This window comes from Nitrososphaera viennensis EN76 (assembly GCF_000698785.1).
Lineage (GTDB): Archaea > Thermoproteota > Nitrososphaeria > Nitrososphaerales > Nitrososphaeraceae > Nitrososphaera > Nitrososphaera viennensis.
Genome location: NZ_CP007536.1, coordinates 86,137 through 100,540, shown reverse-complemented (window position 1 = coordinate 100,540; position 14,404 = coordinate 86,137). Strand labels below are relative to the sequence as shown.

Here is a 14,404-nt window from a genome sequence, read left to right as displayed (position 1 = left end):
TTTCACATGATATATGCAGAGAGCAGAAGACTGGAATGGCGTTCAAGCGGTCCTCACGCTGACGCGGTCGCTGCTGAGGACCTCACCCCTTGCAGTCCGTGCCTCCACGTGGAGCACGTAGGCGCCTGCGAGAAGCTCTAGCTTGGCGTTGCGCAGCTGCGTCTTGTGCTTGGCTATCTTTACCTCTGCCACTGACTCGGGCATCATCGCCGCTCCGGCCATGTCCACCAAGTGATAGGCCAGGACGAACTCTTGCTTCCTCCTTGACTTGTTGATTATCTCAAAGTCAAACAGCGCCATGCGCTCACCCGGCGCGAGTCTGCCTTCAGAGCCGTTTGCGAGCTTGACGTTTACCAGCAGGTCATAGTCGTCATCACCACCATTACCATTACCATCGCCATCATCATAATCATAATCTACAGGTCTCTTTTCTGCCACTCTCACACGTGGCTTGCGCTTGCGTCCAAGTAGCAGTATTAAGGCGCCTGCTGCTCCTGCGCCTGCTGCAATCGCCATGCCGTTTCTTGCCATGTACAGCGCTATTGCGATTGCCGACCCTCCAAGTATGGCTATTGCCACCGTCATGAGCACATAGAGGTAGACGGAGAGCCACGGGACGACGACTGTCAGCTGCGTCGACTCCAGCAGATCGTTTTCAGGCACGGACCTTGCCTCGGCCGTGACGCGGTAAGTGCCCGGCTCTGTGAACGGTATCGTCACCTGCAGCGTCTTGAATCCGTGCGCCTCTACATCCACCTGCTGCGACAGGTCAAAGGCGCGCTTGCCAGTCTGGTCGTTGTACCAGAAGTTGAGGGTGAATTTCTCGGCCAGGTCGCCGGCGTTTGTGATGTCGGTCTGGATTACGGCTGTCGCGCTTGGAGGAGCCACGCTTTCCTGCCTGACATCGACCACCGTTATCGACACCTCGACGTCCTTGAGTATCTTGAACGTGTTGTACGCCACCGGCTTGCTGGATACCACGACGGAGTCAAGGAGGTTGGCGGAGAACTTTTCGTTCACAAACTCTATTATCTCGCCGACTGCCTTGCTGCTTGACGATGTTGCAAGCGCTATCGAGTCGACCAAGTTCACTGCAAAGATCCGCGGCTTGACGGGCGGTGTAGACGAGGACGAGCCGGATCCTGAAGTCGCACTCTTGACCGCAGTTATCACATAGTCAGAGAAGTGGGGCAGGGTTGCAGTAAAGGTGTACGTCCCGTCATTTGCAGACGATGTGGGCCTCTGTACCGTGTTTATCTCCTCCCACTGGTTCGTAGCCTCGTTGAGCAGCCTGAGCTTTATGAGAGGCACCCCGTTTGCATCCCTCACGGCAGACTCTGATCTTGCCCACTCGTCGGTTACCGTGAAGGTGAACGTGGGCGGGTTCTGGTAGTAGCTCTGGACGCTAGGATCGGACCCGCCGGGGACGTTGCCCCACCACCGGACGTCGATGTACAGCGGCCTAAGCTCTTCTGGCGGCACGCTTGCCCCTGCAGGCGGGGCATCCATAGGAGTCACTATCAGGCCAAAGTCTGTGGTGAGCATGGCAGGAGTGAACTGCACGTCCAGCGAGCGGATAAAGTCAGAGTGCCTGGACAGAGACGGAGTGTCCATAAAGTTGACGCGCACCTGCACGGGCACGCCTGCCGGGATGTTTGCGGCGCGATCAGATATGAGCGTGTTGTTTGCAGGCAGGTTAGCAGTAGGCACTATTGCCACGTCCCAGAGCCGGAGCGTTATTATCTGGTTTGGCAGGTTGTCCCGGTTCACCGTCGTGTTGAAGTAGAGCGGCTCAAGCTCCAGGGCATCCCTCAGGGATGCAGGGGTCCCGTCCCAGGTGTAGTTGCCTGGAACGGAAAAGTTCGGCGGCCTGCCATGGTCGTCCGCGTGGTTGTTGACGAGGATTGGCAGGAGCGGCTTGACTGCCGGAGACACTTCCACCGAGTCGGCAAGCGATATGAAGGTCTGGGGCCTGTTGACTCCTATGCTGTCCGTTACTGCGATGCTTGCGGGCAGTACGCGGCCAGGCGGCGAGGTAAAGAAGTCGTCGTCGGCCAGGCTCAGGCCTTCATCAAAGTGCAGCGACTGGTTGCACGAGAACGGCGTGCAGTCTGCCAGATTGACTCCCTCTTCAAAGACCCTGTTCCAGTGCACCGACACGTTTGTTATCTGCGAGTTGATGCCAACCGAGTCGGCTATTGACACCGCAGTGCCCATCATCGCGGACACCTGGTCGGCTATTGCAACTGCGTCGCCCATGGCGCGCATGACTGGAGGCACCACCGAGTCAGCCATCGACATCGCATCCTCTATCGAGCGGCTTATGCCTATCGACACCGCGTCGGTCACTGCCACGGCATCGCTGAACGGCCCGGAGCCCGCCTTTGCTATCGCGTCAGAGACTGTCAGCAAGTCAGATATCGGCACGTTGATCGAGCCTCCAGCCAGGGCGGCATCAGCAACGGCCAGCGTGTCAGATATCGCCCTTGCAAGCGAGGCAGGCGTGCCTATCGCGTCTGTTGTTGCAAGCGCGTCGCCTGCAAGCCTCGATGCCCCCAGCGCCCTTGTCATCGAGTCGGCCGCAGACACAGTGTCAGAGACTGTTACAGAGTAGCTGTTGCTGGTAGAGATGGCGTCGGCCACTGCAAGCGTGTCGGCGACTGCCAGGGCAGGCGCCCTTGAAGCGTTGTCTGAAACCGCCAGTGCGTCAGAGACTGACCGGCTTGCAGACATTGATATTGCATCTGTAACGGACACGGTTTCTGCCGGCGACCTGTCGCCGGAAGTTGCCATTGCATCTGAAACTGTTGCAGAGTCGGCGACGCTGCGGCTGACTGACATCTTTATGACGTCGCTGGCTGCCACCGAATCAGACACTGCGCCGGCGACCGATATCTTTACGGCGTCCGTGACAGAGAGCGCGTCTGCGACTGGGCGCGACGTCGACTCGGACGCGGCGTCTGCCATCGACAGCACTTCGGACACTGTACGCGACACAGACGTCGAAATGTGGTCGCCAACCGCTACAGAGTCAAAGAGCTTGCTGCCTGTAGACTGAACTGCCGAGTCTGCAAGGGTAACTGCCTCTGTAACCGACCTTGTCACCGCCATGCTGATCTTGTCCTCAAGGGCAATTGTGTCAGATGCAGAGCGGAAGACGGACTTGCCCAAGGCGGTGTCGGCGACTGCCACAGAGTCTGCAAGCGAGCGCGTGACCGCGGTGGATACAGAGTCTGCTGGCGCCAGGGCGTCTACGATAGAGCGCGAGACGGCGCGGCTGATGGAGTCTGTCATCGATACTGCGTCGTCAAGGGAGCGGCTTGTAGAGGTGGATATGCCGTCAGCGAGCGATAGCGCGTCAGATAGGGAGCGGCTTGTCTTGCCGGTGATTGCGTCGGCCACTGTTACCGTGTCGCTTGGCGAGCGCGACATGGATTTCAGCATGTCATCAGCCGTGACTGACAGCGCATCCGATATAGAGCGCGAGACCCTAGTGGTTATTGCGTCTCCCACTATAATGCTGACGTCAGCCGTGCGGGCGCCTTCTTGCAAGATCTCTGAGATTACGGTCACAGAGTCAGAGATGCTCCTTGACACGCCGATAGATACCGATGCTGTAACGGCCACGCTGTCAAATACCGCAGGTGTTGCGCCGCTGTTTGCGCTTGGGGTGACTGTCAGCGTGTCGGCGATGGAACGCGATATAGACCTGCCGATTGCGTCCGTGATTGCTAGCGCATCTGCAAGCCCGCTGGACGTGGTCGGCACGATTGCGCTTGCAACCGTGAGCGTGTCGGATATAGAGCGCGAAACAGAGCGGCTGATAGAATCTGCTATCGCGACTGTTTCAGACAGCGAGCGGACGCCTGTTGGCGAGGCGGCATCGGTGATTGACAGGGCATCCTGCAGCGAACGGCTGGTGGCCGTGGATATGCTGTCGGCCACTGCGACCGAGTCGGAAGCCGAGCGCGAGGCAGAGGTTGATACCGCGTCCGTTATGCCGACTGTTTCAGACATAGAGCGCGAGACGGACTTGGCGATGGCATCTGCCACGGTTATCGCATCAGACAGCGAGCGCGATGTCCTAGAAGCGACTATGTCTGTCACAGAGAGCGTTTCTGACAGCGAGCGGATCGCTCTTGAAGACAGGGCGTCAGTCACCGACAGGGCGTCAGATATCGACCTGCTGGCTGTAGTGGCTATGGCGTCTGTTGCCGCGATGCTGTCGGAGGGGGACCTTGAATCCGCAGCCGCTCTGGCGATTGCGTCTGCAACAGATACCGTGTCTGCAAGTGAGCGGCTGACAGAGGTCGATATGCTGTCTGCGAGCGCGATGTTGTCTGACAGGGAGCGCGATGCTGACGTGATTATGGCGTCAGCTATTGACACAGAGTCCGCCAGAGACCTGCTTGTTGTGCTGTTGATCGCAGGCGTAATTGACAGAGAGTCGGCAAGCGAGCGCGAGACGGTGGTAGATATGGCATCCGTTGCCGAGATCGAGTCGGACAGCGAGCGGGAAACAGAGCGGCTGATAGAGTCTGCCACTGTGACGGTATCAGAAAGCGAGCGGGAAACAGCAGTGGTTATGTTGCTAGCCAGCGATACAGAGTCCGCCAGCGAGCGGGAAACAGCGATGGTTATGGCATCAGAAATAGCGATGCTGACATCAGCCGAGCGCTTGCCCTCTTGCAGGATCTCTGAGATTACGGTCACAGAGTCAGAGATGCTCCTTGATACCTTTACAGAGACTGCATCTGACAGTGATATGCTATCAGAGGACGAGCGCGACGGGCCGCTGTTTGCCGTCGCAGCGACTGTCACCGAGTCAGCAATAGAGCGCGAGACGGACTTGGCGATGGCGTCTGTCACCGCGACAGAATCTGCCATTGAGCGCGACGCGGTGGTCGAGACTGCATCCGTGAGGGACAGCGTTTCAGAGACAGAGCGAGATGCAGTATGGCTTATCGAGTCTGCAAGTGTCAGCGTATCAGACATGGAGCGGCGACTGTTGGGCACGATAGCATCGGTGACAGGTATCGTGTCGGCTATCGAGCGGCTGACGGCAGTTGTTATTGCGTCCGCAAGCACAACAGGGTCAGATAGCGAGCGGGATGCCGACCTTGTTATTGCGTCTGTCACGCCGACTGTTTCAGAGACAGAGCGGGAGACGGATTTGGCAATGGCGTCTGCTACGGCTATGCTGTCAGACAGCGAATGGGAGACGGATTTGGCGATTGCATCGGTGACTGACAGCGAATCTGACAGGAAGCGGGAAACGGATGTTGATACAGCGGCATCGACCGAAAGCGAGTCAGATATTGAACGGCTGACAGAGGTGCGGACGGCGTCTGTCACTGCAAGCGCATCAGATACCGGGCGCGATGTCCTTGTCGCCACCGAGTCTGTCACTGCGATCGAGTCGGACAGCGAGCGCGATGTCCTAGCCGAGATGGCGTCCGCAATGCCTATCGAGTCAGACGTTGATCTTGAAACCGACTTGGCGATTGCGTCTGTCAGGTCCAGCGCGTCAGAGAGCGAGCGCGTCACTGCCGTAGAGACGGCGTCTGAAAGAGACAGCGAGTCTGCGAGGGAGCGGGAGACCGTTTGGGATATTGCGTCTGTGACGGTCAGCGAGGTCAAGAGCCGGCGGTTTACGTTTGGCTTGGCAGAGTCAGCCAAGGACAGCAAGTCAGAGAGCGTCCTGCTTACCTTGGTCGAGATAGAGTCTGAAATCGACACGTTGCTGTCAACCGAGCGCCGGCCTTCCTGCAAGATCTCGGCCATCACGGTCACCGTGTCAGAGATGTTTCTTGTGCTCAGTATCGAGATCGCGTCCGTCACGGTTATCGTGGTAGACAGCGGGCGGGCTGCGATGCCGCTCAAAGTCTCGGCGACGCTGATCGAATCAGACAGGGAGCGGGATGTCCTGGTGTTTATAGCGTCTGTAAGTGATACAGTGTTGGCAAGAGCGCGGATGGCCGAAGTCGATATGGCATCGGCAACTGACAGGGTGTCTGCGAGGGAGCGCTTTGCAGTAGTGGCTATGGCGTCAGTTACCGACACTGTTTCTGCCGCCGACCTTGACGCCCTTCTTGAAATAGAGTCTGTCGCAGACAGCGAGTCTGCGAGCGAGCGCGATGCCCTCCTTGCTATAGAGTCTGTCACCGCGACAGAGTCAGATACAGAGCGCGACGTTCTTGTGGTTATGGCGTCTGCCAGCGATATGGTGTTTGCAAGTGAACGCCCTGTGGTGGGCGAGATAGAGTCAGTGATGGATATTGTGTTGGGCAGCGAGCGCGAGGCCGAGCTGCTAACCGCGGTCGCAAATGAAACGCTGTCTGCAATTTCCCTTGCAAACGCGCTGGTCCCTGCCACCGCGTCGGACACTGAAAGCGTTTCTGCCATAGACCGGGATGCGAGGTACGCCCTGGCCACTTCTGGCGCCACTGTCACCGTGTCAGACAGCGAGCGCGATGGCGAATATGCCCTGCCGATGGAAGGTGCTACGGTCACCGTGTCAGAGAGGGATCTCGTGATGCTCTTTGCTATGGCGTCAGATACGGAAAGCGAGACCGACGCGGATCTGGTGGCGTGGTAGGCCCGGGCCACATCAGGAGACACGGACAGGGTGTCAGATACAGGGCGCGACGCGTGGTACGCCCCACCAGCAGAGACTCCGATAGCCACAGTGTCAGCGACGGACCGGGTGGCGCTCACGTGCCTGGCGACAGAGTCGTTGATTGACAGCGCTACTGACGGCGAGTAGATTATGTGCTTTGTTATCGAGTCGCCTACCGTTATAGTGTCTGTGACAGAACGGGTGACCCTCTTCCTGACCGAGTCGGTTACCGTTATGGAGAGAGGTATTGTGACTGTCGGATTCTTTGCTGCTACTGCCGACACGGTGATTGTGTCGCTCACCGGCTTTCCGACTGCCTTTGACACGGCAGGCGCGATCGTCACGGTGTCAGAGAGGCTCTTGCCGAGGCCCCTTGTGACTGCCGGCGCGACTGTTATCGTGTCGGCCGATGCGCGCTTGACCCTCTTGGACTTTTGAAAGTCGATGTGCATGCTCTCGTACGTGTCGTTGCCGGAATCGCCTGTGAGCGAGGCGTCGCCTATCAGGGCGGTCGTGCCGGCCTTGGACCTTATCGCCCCGGTGTCAAAGTTCGAATTTGATTTCAGGAACATCGAGTTGACCACGTCCGTCGCGGAAATCGCAGACGCGCCGAGGACCCACTTGTGCGTGCCTGCGGCCGACAGCGTCGACGCGTTTCCAAAGCCGGTGCCGTTAAACGCCCTGTAGTCAAGCGTCCCGCTTGCTCCAGACGACGACACGAGCAGGCCGGTCGTGCCAGCGGGGTTGTACGCAAAGTCAAACGCCCTGCCGGCGGCAGTGCCGGTGTTGGTTGTTATCAAGGTCCATGCGCCTGGCGTGCCTGCCGCAAACTGCGAGCACGAAAGGTCGCTTTCGTCGTCCCCCTGGCAGGCCATCACCTTGTTCGACGATGAAAGCGGGTCGGATTTCAGGCTGACGAACTTGACGTCCTCTGACGTCACGCCAGGATTGGGGTTTGTCGTGCCAGTCGTCCACGAGCTTCCGGTCCACCTTGCGTATGCCGCGCTGTTGCCGCCGTTGCCGGAGAATACAAGTGACGCGCCGGTAAGAGTCTCGTACGCGACGTCGACCGAGTCGCCGTCTGCGTTCTCGATGGAAAGCGACGAGGAGACGGTCTGCACGTTGCCCCACGCCGAGCCGCTCCAGACTGCGCCGTACGACCTCAAGTTCGTGGCGTCGAGGATTGCCACCGTCATCTCGTTCGTTGTCGGGTGGGCCGCAAGGTGCAGGTAGCGAAGCTCCTCCGCATCGGCAGCCCCGCCAAGGTTGACTCCGGTTTCTCCGGAAAGCGTGGTGCCGTCAAACGTCCTGTAGTAAAAGTCTGCGTCCTCGGTCAGCTCCTTGTCGTACACTATTACCAGCCGCTCGCCCGTCGTCTCGAACAGTATGTCGTACGGCCTGTACGGCTTAGCAGAGTTTGTCGTGCCCGTGTCGGCAAAGTCGGCCGCAACAAGCGTCCAGCTGCTGGCAGAGGTGCAGCTACTGTCGCACTTGAACAGGTTGAGTGTGCCGTCGTCGCTGTGGCTGACCACCACCCGGAGCGACGAGTCGGGGCTGAAGCGTATGAGCGCGTCCCTGACCGGGCTTCCGGTGTTGGCAAGCTCCACCTCCGCGCTCCATGCCTGCGTTGCCGGGTTCCACTCCCTGTACTTGGGCGAGTTGAGAAGCGCAGTTCCGGTGTTGGAGCGGTAGACTGCGGCAGACCTAGCCGAGTCGGTCGGCGAGCCCTTTTCTGCTTCAAGCGAGACAGTGAAAGTCACCGTCTCGGAGAACACCTTGGTCTTTATCTTGGCGGCAAGCGTGTCTGCCACGGTGAGCGCTATTGACGGGAACTTTTTCAGCACAGGCGACCTCCTGAAATCGACGTGGAACGATTCAGAAGAAGTGTTGCCAACGGCGGTGGCGCCGTCGTCGGTCCATGAAGCCACACTGCTGGCACTTCCATCCCAGCGGAGCTGACCTATGTCTGCGCCGTTGTCGATCGCGGCTCCGAGCACTGACACCGCGTCGGCAGATATCGGGTTGCCGTGCTCGTTGAGCGAGACCCACGGGTGCGTGCCGTCGTCGCTGATGGCGCCGGCGCCAAAGTCTATCGTTGTCCACGTGTCAGGCACAGTGTACCTCTTGAACACCATGTTGTTGTTGCCGTTTCCCCACACCAGTATGCCCCTAGTCGCGTCGCCGGCGTTGTCCCATGCAAAGTCAAACACTCTGGTCGCAGAATCGTCGATTGAGGCGTCGTGCCGGGTCTCGCCGGCGTGAATCTTCCATCCTGTTGCGTTCCAGTACGCGCTGTTGAGCTGGTGCGCGCTGCCGGTGTAGCCGCTCACGACAAGCTGTATGCCGTCAGTGCCGGCGTTGGGGTTTGGCACAAACCGCACCCACCTTACAGTGCTCACGTTGAGCGTCCCGACGTTTGCCGGCGTACTCCACGAGCCGCCGCTGAACTGCGCGTACACCACGTTTGCGCCTTCCGCGGCCACAGCGACGAGGTCGCCTGTGCTTGTTTCAAAGCCTATGCCGACTCCCTCATAGTCGACGTCGGTGGAAACAGATGTCGTGAGTGTGATCATGTTGCCAAACGTGTCAGTGGAGCCGTTCCAGTACCAGGCCACTGCGCGGTGGTTGGTCTCTGATTCTGCCACCAAGCCAAGGTCGTTAGAGCCGGGGGTCCTCCTAGAGTCGAGGCGGATGAAACTGTACACGTTGTCAGGAGCGGCAGTGTCAGTGTCGTCAATGACGCTCTCGCTTCCAAACGTGTGGCTAGAGTCGGGCATTATCCTGTAGAACAGGTCGGTGGCAGGGTCGCCTCCGTCCTCCTTGTCATAAACTAGCATCAGGTCGCCGCTTGTCTTTTCAAACTCGATGTCAAACGGGCGCTTTTGCGCGGCAGGCGTGACGACGTTCCACAGGTCCACGATGTCGTGCGTGACTGTCCAGCTGCTCGGAATGGTGCAGCCAAAGTCGCAGGCGTACGAGTCTAGCGTGCCGTCTTCGCTCAGCACGATTATCACGCGCTTGGTCGACACAGGGCTGAACTCTATCCAGGCGTTGCGTATGGGGCTGCCCGCGCTTTCAAGCTCTACCTGCGAGCCCCACGTCTTTGTCGTCGGGTTCCACTCTCTGTACTTGGGCGAGCTGCTTCCGTTGGTTCCGTCGTCAGACCTGTAAGCCATGGCCGCCGGGGTGGTGTCAGGCGTTACGGTGACCGACCTTGCAATAGAATCACTTACTGTTACTGTGTTTGGAAGCGAGCGCGTGACTTTCTTGACTATTGTTGGAGTTATTGTTATGGTTTGGGGTATGGATGCTACCTTGAACTTGGCCGCGACGATGCTAGGGCTTGTCGCAATGGTATCTGAAATGTTCTTTGTTGCTATTGCTACCACCTTTTGAAAGTCTATGCTGAATGGCTCCCAACTGTTATTGGTCGAAGTAGTCGAAATGTCATCGGTTCCAGTTGAAACAGGAGCATTTGTACTTCCGTCCCACCGGATGCCACCAATGTCACTATTGCCATCGTCTTCAAGACCCAAGGCTGCAACTGTATCAGCAGTAGTTGGATTGGAGGCAAGTCTAATCCACGAAGTAGTAGAAGCGTCTGCATCTACGGTGAATGTGCCATCGGTGCCGAATGTTCCAGACGACGGATCTCCTCTTGTAAATGATATGCTGTTTGAAGCCGTGGACCACGCAAGTACGCCGTTAGAGCTGCTGCCATCCCATGCAAAGTCAAAGACGCGTGCTGCGTTACCAGAGATTCCCGCATCGTGCTCAGCGTGATCGGTCCATGCGCTTCCGCTCCAGTATGCAGAATCAAGGTCGTTAGAAGATCCTGAGCCTGCTAGAAATATCGCGTTTGAAGTACTACGTGGGTCAGGGACGAGCCTAACCCAATTTATGGTACCAACAGCCCAAGTTCCAGCCGACGTAGAACTTGTCCCCCAAGTATTCGAGGTGTTGGAAAATGTATTGTACCTAATGTTAGAGCCTTCACCTGCTACCACCAAAATGTCACCCGAGTTTGTCTCGTATGCTATTGCTACTGCTTCTTCTGTAGCGATGCTAACGCTTGTACTGAGTTCTGTTTGTGGCAGAGTTGTCCAATTGTTTCCGTTCCAGACGATAGCAGACGCGTCTGAAGCAGTGGCGTCAACTGCAATGAGCGCCATTTCATCAGATCCAGATGTCTTTTGCGAATCCATGGCCACAAAGGAATAGAGTCCGGCGGTTGCAGAGTTGCCAGAATCGTTGATAGAAGATTCAGAGCCAAAGGATGTTTGTGAGTTAGTCATGATCCTGTAGAATAGATCGTCTGTAGCACTTGACCCACTTTCTGGATAGTCGTAAACTATCATAAGGTCGCCACTTGTATGCTCGTATTCGATGTCCCACGGCCTATAGGAAGCAGTGACCGTTGAAGCTGTTACATCCACAAAGTTGTTGGTGAAGGTCCAGCTGCTTGCATCCGTACATCCAATGGAACAGACGTACGAATCGAGGTTGCCATTGTTATCCATTGTTACGATCACTCTCTTTGACGATACAGGGCTGAACTCTATCTTTGCCGTGTTGAGTGTAGTGTCTGCTGCAGTTAGTGACACCGGACTGCTCCAGGAACCACCACCTCCAGCTGAAGGTATCCATTCTCTATACTTTGGTGTTGAACCTTCGATGTATACGATTGCAGCCTTGTTCGTATCGGCAAATGCCTCGCCCATCACAGGTTCTACTGCAGACGCCATCGCGACTGCCGCCACAATCACGATGACAATGATTGCAACCCTTGCATACATTGGCATTTCCGCGTCGCGCTGTTTGTCCTCTGGCGACTCGAGTGCGTAAAGTGCCACGATCTGCCTCCTAACTCTTGCAACGCGTGGTGACTTGCCAACCGAGATTACGATGATGGCCATGGCGTATGCTCCATAGAGCGAGTCAATGTAGATGGTCGGAGGGACCTGTACCGCAGCAGTATTGTTGGAACTACTACTATCGTCCGGCTCGGAATCGTCAGATCCCAGCAGGTCCTGCATCAGAGTTGAAAGCACTGATTCCAGTTCCTGCGAGATAGAGCCCTGCGGCTGCTCCTGCACCGAACTGTCCTTCGGGTCCTTGCTCGTCGGGTCGCCCTTACTTTCAATCGGGTTGCGGGGGCCCAGCTTTTCTTCTGCCCTTCCCATCCCTTGCTGCAAGCCTGTCGACGGCCTTGCAGTTGTTGTAGTATTAGTAGCGGCGCTGCTGGGCGGAGGCGGCGTTGGCGAGGTCGCGATGTTGAGGCCGTCAGAGATCCCTACGTTGAATACGCGCGGGATTCTCGCCCCCAGGTTGTCAAAGTTGCTTGCCACCGAGACCGAGTCGCCGATGCTCCTAGAGAAAGCGCGTGGCGCGTGGTCGACAGCAGTAGCACTTGCGGCGGCGTCTTGCAGGTGTGTTGGAGAGAGCTCTGCAAAAGCCTGACCCGTGTTTGACACGGTCAGAAACAGCGCCGCAGCGGCTGCCAGGCCACAGAAAAGGAGTAGCGACCTGTCCTTCATGCCGCCGGAGAGAGACCTAGGGAAAGGCATACTATGATAGTAGCCTCCAAGGGCTCTCTCCGACACGCTATAGGGTTATAGTGCCTTATTATTTAAATTTATGTTTAAATCTAGTCTGAAATCCTTGCGTAGCACGCTTGTTTTTCCCGAAAAAGGGCATAAACGTGCTCTTAACGTATCTGCTTATAGAAAAAGATTAGACAAGAAAGCTTGTCAGTCAAACGGCGTGGAAGTTTCGCAGTTGACAGCTTTGTCGTTGCCGCCTCCTCCGCCATAGCACCAGTCGCTGCCCGCGCCGCCGTCGATCGTGTCGTTGCCAAGACCGCCGTTTACCTTGTCATTGCCTGCACCTGCTTTGATGCTGTCGTCGCCGGCCATGCCATAAATCAGGTCATCGCCAGGCCCGCCGTCTATAGTGTCGCTTTCATCGCTGCCGAAAATTATGTCGTTGCCTTCGTTACCAAAGACATAGTCGTTTCCGCCGCCCGTAATTATGCAGTCATTGCCACCCCGGCCGTATATCGCGTTTTGTACGCCAGAGCCGATTATCAGGTCCGCGCCGGTCGTCCCAAATATTGTCTTTTGGACCGAGTTTCTCTTGTCGACAACGTGGTACTTGCCGCTTGCCATCAATTGCTCGATCGTCATGCCATCGCAATATTTTTCTGCCGAGGGTTTCTCTGTTGCTGGCTGCGCGGGTTGGCCGGATGTTATGTCAAGCTGGACAGCGCCACCGTAAGAAGCCCAAGACGATACCTGGTTTGTCGCGTCCACTGCCCTCACCTTTGGAGTATAGCTTCCTTCCTTGCCAAAAGTATGGGTTGCAGACGCAGTTGCAGATGTTGGCGCGCCCTCGATAGTGGTGGTCGCGTCAACCGTGCCGTCTCCGTCAAAGTCCCACTCGAACTTTTGCACGCCGCCCTGCGCTGACGCGCGTGCAGAGAACACAAATACAGTGTTAGCCTGGCCGTCGGGGTCTTTTGCAGAGAATGGAGACCACTGGCCCATGCGTGCAACTGGCGCCTCGCCGAGCACGCCAATGTACGCCGGCTTGCCATTTGCATCGAGGGGCAGCGCAAGTGCGCGCGTGCCAAACGCGTCCTTGACAGTTACCGTGGGCAGGAACAGCCCATATTTTCTGTAGGTATGCTGGGTCGCCGGAGTGCTGGTGGTCGCGTCGATCTTGCCGTCGCCGTCAAAGTCCCATTCATAGCTTGTTGCGTTTGCGCTTGAAGTTGCGCTAAACGCGTACGTTGCGGAAGGCGCGCCGTTCGCGCCAGTGCTTGCCGGCGCGCCCACCTGAGAGAATTTCAGGGTGGCCGCAAGCTCGGAAATCGCCACGTCCAGTGTTATTGCTGTTGTCGCCTGTTTTGCCCCGGCAGTGTACGCAGCCCATAGCGACGGCAGGCCGTTTACGTCGACTGCCCTTACCCTTGGAACCCACGAGCCGGGAGAGCCGTACACATGGGCAATCGTGGCCGAGGCAATTGCCTTGCCAGAGACCTCCGATGTTGCATCGGCCTTGCCGTCGCCGTCAAAGTCCCATTCCAGTTTTGCCAGCCCCTCATCCGACGACGCGCTTGCAGAGAGCGTAAATTGAGTAGCCGGCGAGCCGTCGGGTCCTGCTGTAGAGTACGGGCTCCACCGGTTCATCGTCACCTTGGGAGGCGCAGAGCTCCCTATCACGAGCTGGACCGGCGAGCCGTTTACGTCGTAAACGTCCCATTCTGAAACAAACCCTTCATTGTCGACTGTCCTCACTGCGGGATAGCTAGTCATGGGCACAGAAAACGTGCGCGCTATGGACCCTGACGCAGACCTGCCCGGCGAGTCGGCAGGCGAGTAGGCGTCGGCCTCCCCGTCGCCGTCAAAGTCCCACTGGAATCCCTGCACGGCAATGTCGTCTGCGCCGGTCGCCCGGAAAGTGACTGGAGTGCCCACGCTTATCACGCCCGGGCCGGGAGACCATATTTTCATCGACACAGTAGGGCCGGAAGCCGCCGTCACCACCTGCGACGGCAGGATAGCAAGGATAGAAAAGAGGAGCGTAAGGGCGGTCGTTATGCAAAGCGCCAGTGACATTGCATTGTGAACAGAATCCCGCCGTCCCAATCGAAGATTATAGTCGCATATTACATAAAAAGATACTTTATGCCGAGCAGGGAATAGGCATCTTTCAAGCACGCCAAGGGCAGAGAGATAGTAGTAGTTCAACAACAATAGAAATCACACGCACATAAAAGAGGAA

Annotated in this window: 2 protein-coding genes; both read right to left on the bottom strand. The window is 57.3% G+C overall.

The features are described from left to right. Nucleotides 1–42: 42 nt before the first annotated feature. On the bottom strand, nt 43–12,186 hold the full coding sequence (locus NVIE_RS00500; RefSeq protein ID WP_158435009.1) for a hypothetical protein: 12,144 nt from the start codon (nt 12,184–12,186) through the stop codon (nt 43–45). 183 nt (nt 12,187–12,369) lie between these two features. Then, entirely contained in the window at nt 12,370–14,238 is a 1,869-nt protein-coding gene (locus tag NVIE_RS00495; RefSeq protein ID WP_075053526.1) for a calcium-binding protein, read from the bottom strand. Nucleotides 14,239–14,404: the final 166 nt, after the last annotated feature.